This window comes from Flavobacterium cauense R2A-7, from assembly GCF_000498475.1.
Lineage (GTDB): Bacteria > Bacteroidota > Bacteroidia > Flavobacteriales > Flavobacteriaceae > Flavobacterium > Flavobacterium cauense.
In genome coordinates this window covers 145,247-164,899 of record NZ_AVBI01000001.1, presented here as the reverse complement: position 1 = coordinate 164,899, position 19,653 = coordinate 145,247, and the positions used below count along the sequence as shown (strand labels likewise).

The 19,653-nt window shown below is 39.7% G+C and carries 20 protein-coding genes and 1 tRNA gene; 9 read left to right on the top strand and 12 right to left on the bottom strand.

Translation table 11 applies throughout. The annotated features are described in order from the left end of the window. From FCR2A7T_RS00735 to FCR2A7T_RS00720, 4 genes are all read right to left on the bottom strand, one after another. Complete coding sequence (locus FCR2A7T_RS00735) at positions 1 to 546, bottom strand: 30S ribosomal protein S16 (protein WP_023569345.1); 546 nt, start codon at positions 544 to 546, stop codon at positions 1 to 3. Between the two features lie 88 nt (positions 547 to 634). Then, positions 635 to 2,242: a T9SS type A sorting domain-containing protein gene (locus FCR2A7T_RS00730; RefSeq protein ID WP_023569344.1), complete on the bottom strand. Its 1,608-nt coding sequence runs from the start codon at positions 2,240 to 2,242 to the stop codon at positions 635 to 637. 14 nt (positions 2,243 to 2,256) lie between these two features. Beyond that, on the bottom strand, positions 2,257 to 2,886 hold the full coding sequence (locus tag FCR2A7T_RS00725) for a hypothetical protein (RefSeq protein WP_023569343.1): 630 nt from the start codon (positions 2,884 to 2,886) through the stop codon (positions 2,257 to 2,259). A 49-nt stretch (positions 2,887 to 2,935) separates the two neighbouring features. Further along, positions 2,936 to 3,751: a hypothetical protein gene (locus FCR2A7T_RS00720; RefSeq protein WP_023569342.1), complete on the bottom strand. Its 816-nt coding sequence runs from the start codon at positions 3,749 to 3,751 to the stop codon at positions 2,936 to 2,938. Between the two features lie 213 nt (positions 3,752 to 3,964). Between FCR2A7T_RS00720 and FCR2A7T_RS00715 the strand changes: the two genes are divergently transcribed. From FCR2A7T_RS00715 to trxA, 5 genes are all read left to right on the top strand, one after another. Next, positions 3,965 to 4,405: a DUF6252 family protein gene (locus FCR2A7T_RS00715; RefSeq protein ID WP_023569341.1), complete on the top strand. Its 441-nt coding sequence runs from the start codon at positions 3,965 to 3,967 to the stop codon at positions 4,403 to 4,405. A 143-nt stretch (positions 4,406 to 4,548) separates the two neighbouring features. Continuing rightward, a complete protein-coding gene (locus FCR2A7T_RS00710; protein ID WP_023569340.1) occupies positions 4,549 to 4,899 on the top strand; it encodes an RNA recognition motif domain-containing protein in 351 nt (116 codons plus the stop codon). A gap of 321 nt (positions 4,900 to 5,220) precedes the next feature. After that, entirely contained in the window at positions 5,221 to 9,744 is a 4,524-nt protein-coding gene (gene dnaE, locus FCR2A7T_RS00705; protein WP_023569339.1) for a DNA polymerase III subunit alpha, read from the top strand. A gap of 9 nt (positions 9,745 to 9,753) precedes the next feature. Further along, positions 9,754 to 9,945, top strand: a complete 192-nt coding sequence (locus tag FCR2A7T_RS00700; protein WP_023569338.1) for a hypothetical protein — start codon at positions 9,754 to 9,756, stop codon at positions 9,943 to 9,945. Positions 9,946 to 10,052: 107 nt separating this feature from the next. Beyond that, positions 10,053 to 10,370 (top strand): thioredoxin, encoded by a 318-nt coding sequence (gene trxA / locus FCR2A7T_RS00695; RefSeq protein WP_023569337.1) that lies wholly within the window; start codon positions 10,053 to 10,055, stop codon positions 10,368 to 10,370. A gap of 52 nt (positions 10,371 to 10,422) precedes the next feature. Here the strand turns inward: trxA and FCR2A7T_RS00690 are convergent, their stop codons facing one another. The 4 genes from FCR2A7T_RS00690 to FCR2A7T_RS00675 all read right to left on the bottom strand — a co-directional run bounded on the left by FCR2A7T_RS00690 (position 10,423) and on the right by FCR2A7T_RS00675 (position 14,419). Further along, the gene (locus tag FCR2A7T_RS00690) at positions 10,423 to 11,313 is read right to left on the bottom strand and encodes a pseudouridine synthase (RefSeq protein ID WP_035116759.1); all 891 of its coding nucleotides are present in this window, start codon (positions 11,311 to 11,313) and stop codon (positions 10,423 to 10,425) included. 67 nt (positions 11,314 to 11,380) lie between these two features. Next, complete coding sequence (locus tag FCR2A7T_RS00685; protein ID WP_023569335.1) at positions 11,381 to 12,298, bottom strand: geranylgeranylglycerol-phosphate geranylgeranyltransferase; 918 nt, start codon at positions 12,296 to 12,298, stop codon at positions 11,381 to 11,383. 45 nt (positions 12,299 to 12,343) lie between these two features. Next, a complete protein-coding gene (locus tag FCR2A7T_RS00680) occupies positions 12,344 to 13,282 on the bottom strand; it encodes a mevalonate kinase family protein (RefSeq protein ID WP_023569334.1) in 939 nt (312 codons plus the stop codon). 51 nt (positions 13,283 to 13,333) lie between these two features. Next, the gene (locus FCR2A7T_RS00675) at positions 13,334 to 14,419 is read right to left on the bottom strand and encodes a diphosphomevalonate/mevalonate 3,5-bisphosphate decarboxylase family protein (protein WP_023569333.1); all 1,086 of its coding nucleotides are present in this window, start codon (positions 14,417 to 14,419) and stop codon (positions 13,334 to 13,336) included. Between the two features lie 99 nt (positions 14,420 to 14,518). Here FCR2A7T_RS00675 and FCR2A7T_RS00670 point away from each other — a divergent pair, with 99 nt between their 5' ends. Both FCR2A7T_RS00670 and FCR2A7T_RS00665 read left to right on the top strand, forming a co-directional pair. Then, positions 14,519 to 14,995 carry a TspO/MBR family protein gene (locus tag FCR2A7T_RS00670; protein ID WP_023569332.1) on the top strand — a complete coding sequence of 159 codons (477 nt, stop codon included), beginning with the start codon at positions 14,519 to 14,521 and terminating at the stop codon, positions 14,993 to 14,995. A gap of 176 nt (positions 14,996 to 15,171) precedes the next feature. After that, entirely contained in the window at positions 15,172 to 15,678 is a 507-nt protein-coding gene (locus FCR2A7T_RS00665; protein ID WP_023569331.1) for a hypothetical protein, read from the top strand. Position 15,679: 1 nt separating this feature from the next. Here FCR2A7T_RS00665 and FCR2A7T_RS00660 read toward each other — a convergent pair whose 3' ends face one another. Together FCR2A7T_RS00660 and FCR2A7T_RS00655 are read right to left on the bottom strand one after the other, a co-directional pair. Then, entirely contained in the window at positions 15,680 to 16,897 is a 1,218-nt protein-coding gene (locus tag FCR2A7T_RS00660; protein ID WP_035116754.1) for a BaiN/RdsA family NAD(P)/FAD-dependent oxidoreductase, read from the bottom strand. After that, entirely contained in the window at positions 16,894 to 17,574 is a 681-nt protein-coding gene (locus FCR2A7T_RS00655; protein ID WP_023569329.1) for a glycerophosphodiester phosphodiesterase, read from the bottom strand. Before FCR2A7T_RS00655 ends, FCR2A7T_RS00660 begins: the two co-directional genes overlap by 4 nt. Positions 17,575 to 17,657: 83 nt before the next feature. Between FCR2A7T_RS00655 and FCR2A7T_RS00650 the strand changes: the two genes are divergently transcribed. Further along, positions 17,658 to 18,131, top strand: coding sequence for a hypothetical protein (locus tag FCR2A7T_RS00650; protein WP_023569328.1), 474 nt, complete (start codon positions 17,658 to 17,660; stop codon positions 18,129 to 18,131). A gap of 205 nt (positions 18,132 to 18,336) precedes the next feature. Continuing rightward, positions 18,337 to 19,245: a phosphatase PAP2 family protein gene (locus FCR2A7T_RS00645; RefSeq protein ID WP_158634619.1), complete on the top strand. Its 909-nt coding sequence runs from the start codon at positions 18,337 to 18,339 to the stop codon at positions 19,243 to 19,245. A 137-nt stretch (positions 19,246 to 19,382) separates the two neighbouring features. On the opposite strand, the gene FCR2A7T_RS00640 is transcribed toward FCR2A7T_RS00645, so the two are convergent. Beyond that, a tRNA-Leu gene (locus FCR2A7T_RS00640) sits at positions 19,383 to 19,464 on the bottom strand. Between the two features lie 4 nt (positions 19,465 to 19,468). Further along, positions 19,469 to 19,642: a hypothetical protein gene (locus tag FCR2A7T_RS15160; protein ID WP_165551919.1), complete on the bottom strand. Its 174-nt coding sequence runs from the start codon at positions 19,640 to 19,642 to the stop codon at positions 19,469 to 19,471. Positions 19,643 to 19,653: the final 11 nt, after the last annotated feature.

Here is a 19,653-nt window from a genome sequence, read left to right as displayed (position 1 = left end):
TTATGCTTGAGTTTCTTCGTTGTTTTCTTCAGCAGCCGGAGCTTCTTCAGTAGCTACTTCTTCAGCAACCTCTTCTGTAGCTTCTGCAGCTTTAGCAGCCTCAGCTTGTGCAGCAATACGTTTTTCGTTAGCTTCTTTTTCAGCTTTTAAAGCTTTCGCTTTAGCATCTGCTTCTGCTTTCGATAAACCAGCTTTTTTAGCATCAACAGCACCTGCTTTTGCTTCTAACCAAGCCGCTAATTTAGCTTCTGCCTGTTCAGCAGTTAAAGCGCCTTTACGTACTCCGCCTTCAAGGTGGTGTTTCAATAAAGCACCTTTGTAAGAAAGGATAGCTCTTGCAGTGTCAGTTGGCTGAGCACCGTTGAATAACCATGTAACTGCTTTATCAAGGTTTAAGTCGATAGTTGCAGGGTTAGTGTTTGGATTGTAAGTTCCGATTTTCTCTAAGAATTTACCATCTCTTTTCGCGCGAGCATCTGCTGCTACGATCCAGTAAAAAGGTTTCCCTTTTTTACCATGTCTTTGTAATCTAATTTTTACTGACATAATCTTGTTTGATTAATTTGAGGTTCTCGACCTCGGTTATTTAAGGGTGCAAAGATATAAAACTTTAGGATACAATCGTTTTTAAGTATTATTTTTTTATTATTTTAATAAGGTTTTCTCTGTCGTTGTCTGTTTTTACTTTTACAAAATACATTCCTGAGGTGCCTTTTAACATAAATGTAGCACTATTACTGTTGTTAAAAACCATTTCCTGTGTTTTTTGTAGTAGTGCGTTGTACACTGTAATGGAAATTTTTTCTTTTGGGGTTTCAAAGTGGAGATTAACCGCTTCTTTGGTAGGGTTGGGGTAACAGCTGAATTGGTTTGCTTCATTGTAGCTAATGCCTAAAGTTTCGGGTTGTAGTTTTACAAGCCAATAATCTAAACCACCATATCCTGGAACGTTAATATTTCCGGAAACGGGTGAAATAGTAGAGCCTCCTAAAACAATACTTTGATCAGGAAGGGTGATTACATTGTAAAGCGCTTCTCCATCACTACCGCCAATAGCTTTTTGCCATAAAAGACTTCCGTTTTCGGCAATCCGTATAATCCAGGCATCGCCTGTACCTCCAAAAAAAGCGTCGGTTTTGTCTCCGGATGAGGGGGATTTTGTTCCGCCTGAAACGACGTATCCGCCGTTAGAATGTGGAGTAACTTCAAACATGTCTTCGCTATCAGCACCACCATAGGTTTTGTCCCACTGTAAGGTACCGTTATTGTCAATTTTCACTAACCAATAGTCCGACAGCCCTCTACTGTTTTCGCTTTTATCTCCGGAAATGTTAGACGATGAATCTCCGGCGAGTAAAATTGAATTGTTGGATTTTGTCATGCTAGAAAGTCGGTCGCCGCTATTACCTCCAATGGTTTTTTGCCATAAGATGGTGCCGGAAAGGTTTATTTTTACAATCCAAAAATCACTGCTGCCTTTTGAGTTTTCGGTTTTTTCACCGGAAATATTCGAGTCCGACCATCCTCCCAGAAGGTATTCGTTGCTGTTCGTTTCCAAAATGGAGGATAATATATCATTACCGCTACCGCCCATGGTTCTTTGCCATTCGATTTGTCCGGAAGCATTCAGTTTTACAATCCAAAAATCGTTTCCTCCTCTGGAGTTTTCACTTTTATTTCCTGAAACATTAGAGTTAGAATTTCCGCCTGCGATACATCCGCCGTCTGGTGTGGGCTGTAGGACTGTAAGACCATCTCCTAAGGCACCTCCCAAAGTTTTGTCCCATAGAATGTTTCCGGAAACATCTAATTTTACTACCCAATAATCGTAATAACCATAACATGGCTCAGTTTTGTGTCCATAAATCTGAGAATCCGAGGAACCTCCTAAAAAATAACTTCCGTCAGAAGCTTGTTGTATATCAGAAAGCCGGTCTCCCATAGAATCAATAAAAGGATTGATTACACCACCTCCAATGTCGCGTTGCCATTCAATAGCACCCACGCTGTTAAGTTTTAATATCCAATAATCATAATCGAACCCAACCAGATTTTCTGTTTTTATACCTGATGCATTGGAGTTACTATGGCCACCAATCATAAATCCACCATCTAAAGTAGGAATCAAAGAAAAACCATAATTTAGTTGTGTGCCGCCGTAACGAAGCATCCAATCCATGGCCGGAGCCTGGGAGTGCATGCTGCTGTAAACAAAAAACAAGAAAACAGTGATGATTTTCATGATTTGTAATTTAGTTAGGGTTTGTATATAATTTTTTCGTCTACAGCTCCTGAGGCTGTTTGTTTTTTAATGATGTGGTAATATTCTGCCATCAGTTTGTCAAATAATTCGGGATCGTTAACCTGTACTTCATTGAGTTCTTTCACGGTAATGTTCATAGAGCCTAAAACCTGCATGGATAAAATTACTCCCGAAACATAGGGTTCTGTATTGCAAATGACACCCCTTGTACAAACAACAGGCACAATTTCAGTTGCTATAGGGTTCATCTGGTTGATTTTTACCTTGTAGTCAAAGGTGCGTTCTGAAATTACTTTCAAATCATCAGGAGCTGAAGTATCAATCACATTGTTATTCATGGCGTAATATACACAGTCAAATCCTTTTTGGAAACGATCACGCCTAACTATACTTCTGCAAACGGTAGCCGTGCCATCACGATTATCTGTTATGCTAACAATATTGTCACCTCCTACTTCAGTGGTTTCAAAAGGTTGATATAGAAGGGATTTGTCTATTTCTGTAGGGGTAAAGATACCATAGTTAAATTGAGTGTCCAAAGATATCGCCCATCGGATTCTTTTTCCTTGCCCTGGGGTGAAACTGTAATTGCAGGCTAAATCGTTTCCATCATGCCAATGCATAAAATTGGTTAATGTTGGATAAGCATTTTTGTATAGCCTGAGTGGGTCGTTAAAGAGGTCTTTCTTGGTTGCAATCGATATCGCCTCCTTGGTAAGTACTACATTCGGTAGTATACTCTGAAATGTTCCATATTTTTGTTGCAGGTGTATCGTGGATTCTGTCTCCCGCCCAATCAGCATTATAGTCATATGTGTTAAAGGAGTTTTGGAAATCTCTGGTAGCATGTTCGCAACTTGTCGCATCTCCATAATTCCTGAAGTCATGATATAGGTAGAAATTATGACCTACTTCATGGGAAAGTATTCTTTTGGAAGTTAAACCAATATAGCTAACGAATGTAAGTGTTCCTGTTTGCGGACCAAAACCCGGTGTTAAACCGTCGGAACTTAGAATATCGCCATCTAAAACAAAGATGTTGAATGAATTTGGAGTCGAATGTGGATTTGAAATATCATTGTATAATGTCCCGATAGAACGATTTCCAGTTAAATTGGAATCATCAATATATTCAAAACCGCCATATTTGAAAAAAATATTAAAAGGGTTAAAGCTTAAATTTAAATCTCTTATGGCATTCATAGCTTGGTCTTCTCCCACAAAACCGGTAATTCTGTTGCCATAATTGTCTCTAATAATTTTAAAAACCAGTTTGTAAACATATTGCTTATCGGGATAGTTGTCGATGTATTGTCTTTCATCTGGAGTTGCCATAGGGGAAGAGGGTCTCTGTAGATTTTCGTTGAGCGTTGTGTTGTAGCTAGAGATTATATTTGTTGGAGTTCCTGTGTATAAAACTTCAGGACATGGGGATTGCGAATAGATGAAGTTACATAATAGTAATGTAAAAAACACTTTAATTTTCATAAATAAATCTGTTAGAGGATGAATTAAAAAACTAATATATAATAGTATTCTTTCAAATTAAATTATTTGATTGTTTGTGACAAAATCATTTTGAATTGTTAAAAAAACAAGGGTTGGTATGCTGTAGGGTAAATCATTTTGAATAAAAACTTGCACATTATCAATTAAAAGTTATTTTTGTACGTATTATTTTAAATCCCAATTTACATCAAAATGAAAAAAATAATTGCATTATTCATTTTAGCAGTTACATTCGCTTCTTGTGGTGAAGAAATCAAATTCAATAGTCCTGCATTTCAGGCCAATAAAAACGGTAATATCTGGAAAGCCAATGATATGACTGCTTTTTCTGATGCAGGGGGGCTTACGGTTATTGCAGCTGTGGGTACCGAAATTGTTACGCTTCATACTGCGTCGGCTAACCCTGGGACATATACTTTAGGAGTTAATAATGTTAATGCAGCAACCTATGAATCGGTGGATGGCGAAGGTGCTTTATTTGCAACCGGAACGGGTGTAGGTTCAGGAAAAATTATAATTACCCCGAATCAGGCAACGGGAACCATAAGCGGAAATTTCCAGTTTGTGGGTGAAGATGAAGAAGGGAATGAAGTGATTTTTACAGAAGGGACTTTTTACAAAGTACCGCGATAAATAAATATAAAATATTGATTAATAACCACTTCTAAAGAGGTGGTTTTTTATTGGGGTAAATTTTATTTCAAAAGAAAACCTTAACATTGAGTGTTTTACAAAATTAATAACCTACCTTTACCAAAATTATTTAAATAATATATATGAACATTTTTGTAGGAAGTCTTCCGTTTTCAATTGACGAAGCAGATTTAAGAGATTCTTTTGCTGTATACGGTGAGGTGAATTCAGTTAAAATTATCACCGATAAATTTACCGGAAGAAGTAAAGGATTTGGTTTTGTTGAAATGGAAAACGACGCGGAAGCTCAGAAAGCAATCGAAGAGTTGAATGGTGCCACTGTTGGTGGTCGTACTATAGTAGTGAACAAATCAGAGCCGAAACCGGAAGGTGAAAGAAGAAGCTTCAATAACAACCGTTCAGGCGGAAGTTACGGTGGTGGAAACAATCGTGGTGGAAACAGCGGTGGTGGAAACAGAGGAGGAAGATACTAATCTTTTTTTAGATACATAACAGAAGCCGTCTCGCAAGAGACGGCTTTTTTTATTCCCTTCATTTGCAAAGATTTCAGAAGGTTGGGGTTGTTTTTTTTTTTTTTTTGGAGCGAAAGGTTCGGGCTTCTAGGCCATCCCTATTCCCGTCTTCTCCTTTAGTCCCGATAAAAATCGGGGGCTACCGGCTCAACCGGGGCTGGTAAGCTGGCGTCTTTTGTGTTTGTTGATAACTAAAATTGACATTCCGCTTCCGAAAACGTATTTTTGTTTCAGTCTAAAAATGGCTTGTAGTATATCGCTTACGGCTTAAAAATCAGAGAAATGTATTTAATCTTCGATACCGAAACCACCGGATTACCACGCAGTTGGGCGGCACCCATTACCGATACCGACAACTGGCCCCGTTGTATTCAAATCGCGTGGCAGTTGCACGACGCAATGGGAAATCTTATCGAGCATCAGGATTATCTGGTGAAGCCGGAAGGATTCAATATTCCTTATGATGCCGAACGCATCCACGGGATTTCTACCGAGTTGGCCATGGAACAGGGAATTCCGTTAATGGAGGTACTTGAAAAATTTAACATCGCACTTTCCAAAACCAAATTCATCGTAGGACAAAACGTAGGGTTCGACGTTAATATTATGGGGTGTGAATTCCACCGTATGAACGTAGGTTCCGATATGGTGAAAATGCCTGTCTTGGACACCTGTACCGAAACTACAGCCGAATTATTAAAATTACCCGGAGGGCGCGGCGGAAAATTCAAACTGCCAACGCTAACCGAATTACACCAATACCTTTTCGGACAACCGTTTGCGGAAGCCCATAACGCCACTGCCGACGTAGAGGCCACAACACGCTGTTTCTTAGAGTTAATCAAACGCGAGGTTTTTACTAAAGAAGAACTCGACGTTACCGAAGACTATTACGACCGTTTCCGCGAGAACAACCCGCAGGAAATTCAATTGATAGGGTTACAACACATCAACCTGAAAAAAGCTTCCGATGAAATCCGGGCGCGTTTAAAACAAATCCAGCAGGAGGAAGTTACGACCTCTGTTTCCGAAGAAGTGATCAAAGATTTGGAACATGCGGCTTTTGCGCACCTGCACAACCATTCGCAGTTTTCGGTCTTGCAATCCACCATTTCCATTAACGCTTTGGTCAGTGCGGCGGTAAAAAACAAGATGCCTGCCGTAGCCATGACCGATGTGGGAAACATGATGGGCGCATTCCATTTCGTGAGTGCCGTATTCAATCACAACAAAGCTGCCGAAGCCAAGAACAAAGCAGCTGAAGAAAACGGCGAGTTACCTTCGGAAACTATTGTAAAGCCCATAGTGGGTTGTACGTTCAATATTTGTGACGACCATAAAGACAAAACCCGAAAAGACAACGGTTATCAGGTTGTTTTTCTGGCCAAGAACAAAAAAGGCTACCACAATCTGGCGAAAATGGCGTCCATCGCCTATACCGACGGATTTTATTACGTGCCGAGAATCGATCGCACGGTAGTCGAAAAATACAAAGAAGACATCATTGTTTTGTCCGGAAACCTCTATGGGGAAATTCCGAGCAAAATTTTAAATATCGGTGAAAATCAGGCCGAAGAAGCATTGGTTTGGTGGAAATCCCAATTTGGGGACGATTTTTACATCGAAATCATGCGCCATAATCAGGAAGATGAAAATCGTGTCAACCAAACCCTGATTGCTTTTGCAAGAAAACACAATGTTAAACTGATTGCCACCAACAACACCTATTATGTAGCCAAAGAAGATGCCAACGCTCATGATATTTTATTGTGTGTGAAGGACGGAGAAAAGCAGGCGACGCCAATTGGTCGCGGTCGTGGTTATCGTTACGGTTTACCGAATCAGGAATACTATTTCAAGTCGGAAGCAGAGATGAAAAAACTCTTCGCCGATTTGCCAGAAGCCATCATTAACATTCAAGAAGTTATCGATAAAATTGAAGCTTATTCGTTGTACAGAGACGTATTGCTTCCGAAATTCGACATTCCCGAAGAATTTGTGGTGGAAGAAGACAAAACCGATGGCGGGGTACGAGGTGAAAACGCCTATTTACGCCACCTGACGATGCAAGGCGCACAAAGAAGGTACGAGGAAATCACGCCGGAGATTCAGGAACGTTTGGATTTTGAATTGTTGACAATTTCCAATTCCGGATATCCGGGTTACTTTCTGATCGTACAGGATTTCATTGCCGAAGCTCGGAAAATGGGCGTTTCTGTTGGTCCGGGACGTGGTTCGGCAGCGGGTTCAGCGGTTGCGTATTGTTTGGGTATTACCAACATCGACCCGATTAAATACGATTTGCTTTTTGAGCGTTTCTTAAATCCGGATCGTGTGTCCATGCCCGATATCGATATCGATTTTGACGACGAAGGCCGTGGTTTGGTTATGGATTACGTAATCAACAAATACGGTGCGAATCAGGTAGCGCAAATTATCACGTATGGTAAAATGGCGACAAAATCGGCGATTCGTGATACCGCTCGTGTGTTGGATTTACCGTTGTTTGAAGCCGACAGAATCGCCAAGCTGATTCCGGCGATGATGCCATCAAAGTGGAATCTGGCACGTTTTCTGGCAGAAGATGAAGGCGAAGTAAAAAAAGCCTTGAAATCTTCGGAAGAGTTTGACAGGGTTAAAGAATTGATTGCAATTGCCAACGAAGAAGACTTGGCCGGAGAAACCATTCAGCAGGCAAAAGTTTTGGAAGGTTCGTTGCGAAATACCGGAATTCACGCCTGTGGGGTAATCATCACACCGGATGATATTACCAATTTCGTACCGGTAACCACGGCCAAAGATTCCGATTTGTACGTAACGCAGTTTGACAACTCCGTTGCAGAAAGTGCGGGATTGCTGAAAATGGACTTTCTGGGTTTAAAAACCCTTACCTTAATAAAAGATACGGTCAAATTGGTGAAATACCGTACCGGAATCCAACTCGATCCGGATACGTTTCCCATTGACGACCAAAAAACATACGAGTTGTTCCAGCGGGGAGAAACGGTTGGAATCTTCCAGTACGAGTCGGCCGGAATGCAAAAATACATGAAGGAACTGAAGCCTACGGTTTTCGGGGATTTGATTGCGATGAACGCCTTGTATCGCCCGGGACCGTTAGAGTACATTCCATCTTTCGTTCGCCGAAAAAATGGTGAAGAACCCATCACCTATGATTTGGATGCCTGCGAAGAGTATCTTTCAGAAACCTATGGGATTACCGTATACCAGGAGCAGGTAATGCTTTTGTCGCAAAAACTGGCCAACTTCTCGAAAGGGGATGCTGATGTTTTGCGTAAAGCGATGGGTAAAAAGCAGAAAGATGTCTTGGATAAAATGAAATCCAAGTTCATCGATCAGGCCATGGCTAACGGGCACGATGAGAAAAAGCTGGATAAAATCTGGACCGACTGGGAAGCGTTTGCAAGTTACGCCTTTAATAAGTCGCACTCGACCTGTTATGCCTGGATTGCTTATCAAACGGCTTACTTAAAAGCGCATTACCCTGCGGAATATATGGCTGCGGTACTTTCCAATAATATGAATGACATCAAACAGGTGTCGTTCTTTATGGAGGAGTGTAAGCGTATGGGCTTAGCGGTTTTAGGACCGGATGTGAACGAATCCTTCTATAAATTTACGGTAAACGAAAACTATGCAATTCGTTTCGGAATGGGTGCGATTAAAGGAGTAGGGGAAGGTGCTGTAAAAACCATAGTGGAAACCCGAAAAGACGGGAAGTACAAATCCATTTTCGATTTGGCAAAACGTATTGATTTAAGAGCTGCCAACAAAAAAGCTTTTGAGAATTTGGCGTTAGCCGGAGGGTTTGATTGTTTTGAGAACACACACCGCGCCCAGTATTTCCATCATGATGGGGATAATGTTACCTTTTTGGAAAAGGCGATGCGCTACGGATCGAAAACGCAGGAAAATGAAAACTCCTCGCAGGTAAGTTTGTTCGGCGATGCTTCCGAAGTACAGATTCCCGAGCCTACCGTGCCGCCTTGTGAAGAATGGTTCACGATGGAAAAACTGGCCAAAGAGAAGGAAGTGGTGGGGATTTACATTTCCGGGCATCCGTTGGACGATTATAAATTTGAAATGAAATATTTCTGCAGTACGCGACTTGAAGCTTTGAAAGATTTGACTCCGCATGTAGGAAAAAATATAGCCGTTGGCGGAATTGTAACCAATGTGCAACACAGAACGGCTAAGAACGGAAAAGGCTGGGCAACCTTCAATCTGGAAGGGTATGATGAGAGTTACGAATTCCGGATTTTTGATGAAGAATATCTGAAATTCCGTCATTATTTAGGACAAAATCATTTTGTGTACATCCGACTGAATGTGAAAGAAGGCTGGACCAATAAAGAAACCGGGAAAAAATCGGATCCTCGTTTGCAGTTTATGGACGTGTTGCAATTGCAGGATGTGTTGCCTAAATTTTCTAAAAAACTGATTTTAATGTTCTCTATTACTGATTTGCAGGAGCAACTTATTATGGAACTGAACGAACTGTTCAAAGCCAATACCGGGGAAACCACGGTAACTTTTGAAGTAATGGAGCTGGAACGGGTTAAAAGGATTGTAGAAGTTCCGGTAGTTAGTGAACTGAACGATTCCGATGAGGTTGGTGATGCAGATGAAAGTCTGGATGAGGTAGAAATTACCATGCCGGAAGAAAAAGAAGAAATTAAAGTGGTGACCAAACTCAGCATGCCGAGCCGGAAACTGAAAGTTGGGATTTCCAATGCGGTATTGAGTGAGCTCGAGCGTTTACAGATTAACTTTAAGCTGAATTAGATATTCTACATGGAAAACTTGAAATTACATTCGGAGGGACAAAGTGATTTCCTTCAGGAACTCAAAAAACAATTCGATAAAATTGTATTGGAAATAAAGAATAAAGAGGGTTTGAGCAATGAGGAAAAACATAAGGAAATCAAACAAGTCACGGCTGATTTTGAAAAGGCTAAACGAGAAGCATTGAAAAATCTTTTCTGATAGACATAAGAAATAACAATACAATCATAATCAAAACTGATTTTCAAACCGATTGGGAATCAAAATAAAGTATTATTTTTGTTACTCAAATTTTAAACAACATTAAAATGGCTTTAGCAATAACAGATGCAACTTTTGACGAAGTAGTATTGAAATCAGACAAACCGGTATTGGTGGATTTTTGGGCAGCTTGGTGTGGTCCATGTCGTATGGTGGCTCCAATCATTGACCAAATCAGTGAGGAGTATGCTGGAAAAGCGGTAATCGGAAAAGTAGATGTAGATGCGAATCAGGAGTTTGCAGCAAAATACGGTGTTCGTAATATTCCAACGGTTTTGGTTTTCCAAAATGGGGAAGTGGTAGGACGTCAGGTAGGAGTTGCTCCTAAAAATACATACACAGAAGCTATCGACGCATTGTTATAATCGACGCATCAAAGTATAAAAAAAGGCTAACATTTCGTTAGCCTTTTTGGTTTTATATGTTTCGCAAATTGATGATTTCCTGCTCGGTTAGGAATCTCCAATTGCCTCTTGGTAAATTCTTTTTGGTTAAACCGGCGAAAACCACACGGTCTACTTTTAAAACATCGTATTTGAAATGTTCGAAAATGGAACGCACCACTTTTACGTTGGAGGTTTTCATTTTGATGCCGATTTCACTTTTCGGCTGGTCCTCGATATAGGAGACTTCTTCCACGTAAACGCGGTGTCCGTCGATAGTCAATCCACCTGCAATTTTTTCCAAATCTTCGTATTTCAGATTTTTGTCTAAAGAAACCTGATATACTTTCGAAGAGCGTTGGTTGGGAATCGTGAACTTACGAATCATGTCGGTATCGTTGGTAAACAATAACAAACCGGTTGTGGTTTTGTCCATACGTCCAACGGCCTGTAATTTGGCTCTTGTAGCACCGCGAACCAAATCCAATACATTGTTGGAGTTGATGTCTTCTTCTTTGGAAGTTGTGAATCCTTTTGGTTTGTTCAATAAAACGTATTCTTTTTTCTCCGGAGTAATCAGGCTTCCGTCGAAGTTGACCACATCGTTCAGTTGCACTTTGTAGCCCATTTCGGTTACCACTTCTCCGTTGACTTTTACGTTTCCGGATTGGATGTAAATGTCCGCATCACGACGCGAGCATACGCCCGAATTGGCAATGTATTTATTTAAACGGATTTCGTCCGGATTGGCTGGTTTTTTTGGCGCTTTTGGTTTTTTATCTAAAGCTGGTTTTGGTCTCGGGAAACCAGTTTTCTTGTCATCTTTCTTGATGGTAGACTTGCCCGCTGCCGAAGTTTTTTTTACTCCGGATTTTGGTTTGTCTGTTGACGGTCTTTTTTTATTATTACCTTTTCCGTAACTCATTGCACTGTATAATTTTTGCAAAGATAGTGTTTAAAATCATTAGAAGTTAGAAATCAGAACTTAGAAGTTAGATCTTCAGTACGGTTCGGCCATTTAGTAAGACCGAAGGATCGATTAAAACGATACAGAAAACGCCTGCTACAATCAATGATTTCAGGATAATATGCAACTGTACGTATTCGTTTTGGGTTTGTGATTTCCAGAGTTTTAAAATAAAGAAAATCAACACAATAAGACTAATGTAGAAATAGATGTCCATGTAGCCCACATCGAATCGGTCGATTAGAATAAAAACCGGAATCACTGTCGAAATGGTTAAAACTGTAATAAGTTGTTTTGATATTTTTTCGCCGAACCGAACCGGAATGGTCTGGTAATCGTTCGCTATATCGCCTTTGATATTTTCCAGATCCTTAATCATTTCGCGGATTAAAATCAACAGGAATAAAAAAGTAGCGTGTGCAAAAATCACGTGGTAGAAATTTTTGAAATACAGTAAAATTCCGAAAAACGGCAATACCGCCAATAAAGAAGCAGTCAGGTTTCCGATGATGGGGAATTTTTTCAACTTGTGGGAATAGAACCAAATCAGGAAAATATACACGGCGAAGAACAAGGCGGCACGCCAGGAAATGATGTAGGCGAGTGCCGTAGCCAGAAAGTTCAGTCCGAAATAAACCTGTAGTTTTGTTTTCTGACTCACCAATCGGTCCAGCATCGATTTGTTGGGGCGATTGATTAAATCTTTTTCGGAATCGTAAAAATTATTGATGATGTAACCGGACGCAATCGTAAGTGTAGAAACAAAAACAATGATGAATAAGCGCCAATCGAGTAGTACGTCTAATGCTCTTTTTTCGGGCGCCAAAATGAAAATCGAGGACAAATACTGCGCTAAAACAATAACCGGAATATTATAACCTCTTACCACAGAAAACAAACTGAGGATTTTCATCAACAATAATTTTGTTTTTCGTGTAAGCATGAGTTGTGGTTGAAAGTTTTAGGTTTAAAAGTTTGAAGTTATTTCTTAAAACTGATATACCACTTCCAATTTGTAATCTTTTAACGATTGTTTGGCTTTTTCCAAATCCTGAGTAAATCCTAAAATGTAACCGCCACCGCCGGAACCGCAAAGTTTCAGGTAATAATCGTTGGTGTCGATTCCTTTCTGCCATACTTGGTGGAATTGCTCAGGAATCATTGGTTTGAAGTTATTCAGAACGACTTTGGACAGTTTTTTGGTGTTTTCAAAAAGGGATTTCATGTCGCCGTGCAAGAAGTTTTCCACACAGGCATCAGTATATTTGATGAACTGTGATTTCAGCATTTTTCGGAAACCTTCTTTTTTTAGGTTTTCCATGAAAATGTTGACCATCGGAGCCGTTTCGCCCACAATTCCCGAATCAATCAAAAACACGGCACCTTTTCCTTCCGTACTTTGTGAAGGAATTCCTGCGGGTTCGATATTGTCTTTGGAATTGATTAAAATCGGTAAACTCAAGTAACTGTTCAACGGATCCAAACCAGAGCTTTTTCCGTGGAAAAATGATTCCATCTGAGAAAAAATAGCTTTTAATTGTAATAACTTTTCACGCGTTAAGTTTTCCAAAACCGTGATTTTGTTGTTGGCATATTTATCGTAAATAGCGGCTACCAAAGCGCCACTGCTTCCTACGCCATATCCTTGCGGAATACTGGAATCGAAATACATCCCGCGCTCTACATCAGATTTTAAAACTTCTAAGTTGAAGGTTACCAATTCGGGTTGTTCGTTTTGCAAATCTTTCAGATAGGCAACGAAACGTTTTAAACTGGCATTTGATTTTACAGCCTCTTCCGATGGATTTTCATCCACTTTCAAAGCGCCGTTGTAAAAATTATAAGGAATAGACAAGCCTTTAGAATCTTTAATGATTCCGTATTCTCCGAAGAGTAATATTTTTGAGTAAAAAAGCGGTCCTTTCATATGCTGTTTTTGGTTTAACACGAATTTGGGTTTAGTAAAAGTAATGAAAAATCAATTACAATTTACAGCACCATTGCCAATTTCGTCACAAATGTACTGACCATTTTGACAATAGCCAACCAATTCGTTCTTAATAAATTGCAAAACTTTTTCTTTTGTGCTTTCCGGATATAAAACGTGAACGTTAGCGCCGGCATCCAGAGTAAAACAAACCGATGTTTGGGTGTTGTTTCTGAATTTCCATATTTTGTTGATGATTTCCAGTGTGTTGGGTTTCATCAGGATAAAATACGGCATGGAAGTCATCATCATAGCATGTAATGTTAAGGCTTCACTTTCCACGATTTTGATGAAATGTTCCACATCGCCGTTTTCCAAAACGTTCTTGATGGCGGATAAATTGTGATGTGCCTGAGAAAAACGCTGTTCCGCAAACGGATGTCCGAACATCAAATCGTGTCCGACGGTACTGGAAACCTGTTTTTCGCCTTTGTCTACCAATAAAATCGTGTCCTGATAGTTTTTGAAATTTTCATGAACAGATGAAGGGAATTCCACGCCAAACAAATCGGAACTTCCTGAAATTTCGGCATGATTTCCCCAAACTACAATGTTTCCTTTTATGCTTCTGCAGGCACTTCCGGAACCCAATCGCGCTAAAAAAGACGCTTTTTGGTTGAAATAATCTTCTGATATCGTTGGATTTAATACTTTTTCCAGACTCATAATATTTATGGCCAACGCTGCCATTCCTGATGCTGAGGAAGCTATCCCGGAACTGTGCGGAAAGGTATTTTGCGTGTCGATCGTGAAATGAAAATCCTTCAGAAACGGACAATACTCGAAAATGCGTTCGAAAAACTTCTGTATTTTCGGTTTGAAATCTTCTTTGGGCTGGCCTTCAAATAATAAATCAAAGGAGAACTTTCCATCGTTGATTTTCTTTTCGAAAGTCAACTTTGTAATTGTTTTGCAGTTATTTAGCGTAAAACTGATGGAAGGATTGGCTGGAATCTGATGGTCTTTTTTGCCCCAATATTTCACCAAGGCGATATTGCTTGGGGCACTCCACTGAAAGCTGCCGTTTTCTACCGAAAGCGTATAGTTGTTTAGAATAAAATCTTTTTCAGAAATCATAGACTTGAAAATTTACGCAAAGATACAGTTTTCGGGTATTTAACCTGCAGGCTTTTTTATTCTGAAGAATTTCCTATTTTTGAAAGATAAATCATTCCTATGAACAAAATTACTAAGATTCTGACTGTTGTCGTTACCTGCCTTTGTATTGGTTATTTCTCCGGAATGGTTACCCGTGAAAGTGTTGAAATCTGGTATCCCACTTTGGTAAAACCAAGTTTTAATCCGCCCAATTGGCTGTTTGCGCCGGTTTGGTCGATGTTGTATGCGATGATGGGCGTTGCTGCCGGTTTGGTTTGGCACCGAATCGATACGGACCGGATTAACGTTCGTAAAGGGTTGCAGTTTTTTGCGATTCAGTTGGTGTTGAATTTCTTATGGTCGTACCTTTTCTTCGGATTACACAATCCACTCCTTGCTTTAGCTGAATTGGCGGTGCTTTGGCTGATGATTTTTGAAACTTATATAGTTTTCAGAAAAGTGGATAAAATCGCCGGCATGTTGCTTTTGCCCTACCTTGCCTGGGTTACTTTCGCCGGGATTTTAAACGCGGCCATCTGCTGGTTGAACCGATAATTTTTTGGTTATCATTGATTTAAGTAGCTAAAAAAGAGTAAAAAATTAATTTTTTTAAGTAACTTTATTGTACTCCTGAATCCTACCGCAACTTACACTGTTAAAAGTTTACACTGTCGGTTTGAATTCGTCTGTGGCGATGAAAAGCAATTTAGAATAACTAAAAATTTTTACTTATGGGAGCGATAATTGTATTGATTTTGTGCTTTATAGGTGGTTTGGTAGGTTATCTTATAGGGAAATCATCCGTAAACAATGATGAAGAATTAGAAAAGTACAAAAGAAAAGTTGAACGACTTGCGGCAGAATTGGAACATGTAAAAGCAAAAAGTGCTTCGGGAAGTCATAATTTGGGTTTTGCTTCCGGAGCGCCCGAATACCATCCGTTTGACCATGATCTGGCTTCGTCGGTTTTAGGAAAAGATGTGGAGGAAAATGACCTGAAGGTGATTGAAGGTGTTGGTCCGAAAATCGAAAAACTATTCAAAACCTCGGGGATTCTTACCTGGAAAAGTTTAGCCGAAATGTCTGTAGACCGTTGCAATGAAATTTTAAGTAAAGCCGGAGAGCAATTTGCCCGTCATAATCCATCTACATGGCCGCGTCAGGCGCGATTGGCGTATGAAGGAAAATGGCGTGATCTAAAAGTTTGGCAGCAATCGCTGCAAGGCGGTTTGGAGTAGGTTATTTTTCGGTTAAGGCTTTTGCAACTAAAAAACCACCGGTCCAGGCGTTTTGAAAATTAAAACCACCGGTAATGGCATCGATGTTGACAATTTCACCGGCAAAATACAAATTGTCGTGGAGTTTGCTTTGCATGGTTTTAAAGTCGATTTCTTTCAGATTGATACCTCCCGCGGTTACAAACTCGTCTTTAAAGGTACTTTTTCCATTTACCTGAAATTCTCCGTTTGTGAGTTGGTTCGCTAAATCGGTGAGTTGTTTTTTGGATAAATCAGCCCATTTGGTTTCGGCTGAAATTCCGGCTGCGCCAACCAAACTTTCCCAAAGGCGTTTCGGAAACTCAAAAGGGCAAAATTTCACCATTAATTTTTTGGCATTTTCGTCTTTTAAATCTTTTAAAGTATCCAGTGCTTCTTCAAAATCGGTTTCATGCAGCCAGTTGACCTGTAATGTAAATTGGTAATTTTTAGCAGCCAATTCCAGTGCACCCCAAGCGGAAAGACGTAAGATTCCAGGTCCGCTCATGCCCCAATGGGTTATCAGCAGTGGTCCGGACGCTTTTAGTTTGGAATCTTTTACTTTCACCGATGTTTGTGCGGAGAGTCCCATCAAATCCTTGATTCGGGAATCTTTGATGTTAAAGGTAAATAGCGAAGGTACTGGTGCTTCAATTGTGTGCCCGAGGGCTTCCATCATTTCCCAGATTTTTGGATTGCTTCCGGTAGTCATCACTAAATTATCGCATTTGAACGATTCCTGGTTGGTGTCGACTTTCCAATAGCCTTCTCCTTTATAAATGGACTGCACGCTTTGCCCGGTTAGGATGTCAATGTTTAATTTTTTGGTTGCCGACAAAAAACAGTCGATGATGGTTTGCGAGCTGTCGGAAATCGGAAACATTCGGCCGTCTTCCTCGATTTTGAGTTCAACACCGTGTTTTTCAAACCATTCGATAGTGTCACCGGAACAAAACTGATGAAACGGACCTTTGAGTTCTTTTTCGCCTCTCGGATAAAATTTTACCAAATCATTCGGAATGAAACAGGCGTGGGTGACATTGCAACGTCCGCCGCCTGAAATTTTCACTTTGGTCAGTACTTCCTTGCCGCGTTCGAGAATGGCAATTTTTAATTTAGCATTGTTTTCGGCAATGTTGATGGCGGTAAAAAAACCTGCTGCGCCGCCGCCTACAATAAGGATGTCGTAATTTGAAATCATAATCGGTCCGGGAAATCGGAAATAATTCCGTCTATAATATGGGCTTCCAGTCGTTGGATGTCTTCGTAATGGTTTACGGTCCAAACATTGATTTTATAGCCTTTCTTTTTGGCTTCGTGAATGTTGTCGTCGGTCAATAAAGAAAAATGAGGGTGAATAGCGTAAGCGGAAAGTTCATCGGCCCATTCCAAGGCCTGTTCCACACTGGCCTGCGAAAGAGTTGCCAGTCTTATTTCAGTATTGTGGGCGCGTGTTCGGTCTAATTCTTCTTTCTGAAAACTGGAAACGATGAAATCCTCATACGTCCAGCCTTTTTCGGAAACGTATTTTTCAATCAGTTTACAGGTGGGTTCTGCCGTTTCGTGTCCTTTTAATTCGACGTTAATCCAACATTTTCGGTTAATTAAATCGAAAGCTTCTTCGAGAGTCGGAATTTCGAAGGCGTCGGCGATTTTTAGTTTTTTTAATTCGGATAAAGTCAGTTTGTGAATTTCTCCCGTGCCATTGGTCATACGGTCAACAGTAAAATCGTGAAAAACCACTAATTCACCCGATGCGCATACGTGAACGTCTAGTTCTATGCCGTTTACGCCTAAATCTAAAGCTTTTTGGAAAGATTCCAGCGTGTTTTCGGCAACGTATCCTTTCGCTCCGCGATGTCCGATTTTCTGAACCATAAAACTTTGGCATTTAATTAACGATACAAAGATAATAGTTTGCTTGGTGGTTCGTTACAATTAAAAGGATTAATGAAGGGATTATGAAAAATACGGCAATTGTTTTGATTGTGGTTTTCTTGATGTTGGGTTGTTCGTCAAAAAAGGCACCTGTTACGGAAAGAAAAGAGGCGGTAATTCAGTATCGCGATGATTTCAGATCGGTTTCTGAGACAGGCAAAAGGAAATTTTTAACTGAAATGAAGGCGAATGGTGAAACGGCATCGGTTTTAATTCTGACCAAGGGATTTAAAGGCGAAGACGTTGTTGTAACGAATGAAAAAAAGACATTGTACAAAGGGAATCCAATCAGTCATCTGGAAACCGGCATTGCGGGTTATCTCACGATTGACAATACGCTTGCCACAAGAATTTCGGATAAATTAAGTGAAAAAGAAGCGGTAATTGATCCTGAAAATGCCCGAAAATACAAGTTTGTGTATGTAATGAAAGATTATGCGCAACAGGGGAATCCTTATTTGATTACGTACAGCAATAAACTTCGTCCGTTGCGATAAAACCTTAGATAATAATAGGTTTCGACTAAAATATTTACCTCCTGACGAAAATGTGTTTTTTGATGTTCGTATACTATATTGGTTTTTTTAACTTTATGTAGAATACGGATATCGAATCAATATTATGCAAAAGATGGTTGTTCTTAGAGCGGTCTTATTTTTTTATGTTTCATTGAGCTTTGGGCAAAAAAATGATTCGCTTTCCGTGTCGAACAATTTAAATAAAGATTTTCAGGAATTTAGGATTAATAGTAATCTCAGTTATCAATATCAAAAACCGAAATTTTTCGACTTTGTTACAAAAATCCCAAACAGTATTGTAATTCTGGGAGATCAATTTATTCAAAAAGATAATTTAATTTGGTTTGGTTCCTCCATTGGAGCAACAGCAGCTTTGGTTCCTTTTGATCAGAATATGGTTGATTCTTCGCGAGATTTTGGGCAAGAGATTGGGTTCAATGAAAGCCATAACTACTCAGGACCTTTGAAAATGTTTCCAAAAGATTTGAATTCGGCAATTTACAGGTTTGGTAATGGATTTACTGCGATTTTAATAGGTGGAGGATTGCTGACGTATGGTTTGAAAAATGATGATTACAGAGCCGTTCAGACATCAAGTGAAATATTGGAAGGGATGATAATCTCTGGTTTTTTTGTTCAGGCAGTTAAGAGGACAACTGGTAGGGAAAGTCCTTTTATTGCGGAAGAAAACCGGAATGAAGGTGGAAAATGGACTTTATTTCCCTCATTTAAAGCATATGCAACAAATACACCACATTATGATGCCATGCCTTCAGGACACTTGGTTACTATAATGACCACAATTGTGATTGTGTCGGAAAATTACAAAGAGATTAAATGGATCAAACCGGTAAGTTGTGGTCTTATAGGATTGATGTGTTTTGAAATGACACAAAGTAAAGTGCATTGGGTTTCCGATTATCCGTTGGCTCTTTTTATGGGATATATAATAGGCAAGAGTATTGTGAAAAGCAGAATTAATGAGAAAAAAGAACTCAAAACAGGACATTCCGAACGTGTCAAGCCTGAATTTAATTACACTTTCAGTACAACACAAAATTACACATTGGCCGGAATGCGCATTGTTTTTTAAAGGCGTACAATGCGGTTCTGTTCAAAAGGAAATTGCTGATTTCAAGTAGTGTAAATTCTTTTACGTATATTTTTGGGAATATAAAGAAAATAAAAAACCCTAAACACTTTAATTAAAAAGGTTTAGGGTTTTTGTTGTGCGGGTGATAGGACTCGAACCTACACACCGTGAGGCACCAGATCCTAAGTCTGGCGTGTCTACCAATTTCACCACACCCGCAGGCTTATAAAACAAGTAGTTGTTTCAGTAAGTGGGTGCAAAGATATACATATTTTTGTAATTCCAAAATGGAAACATCAATTTCCTGTAAAACTTTTTTTAACTCGTTAATTTCTAAAAAATTGAGTTTTTCAATTTTAGTATTGGGATTTCTATTTGTATATTTGGCTTTCATCATTTTAACAACAT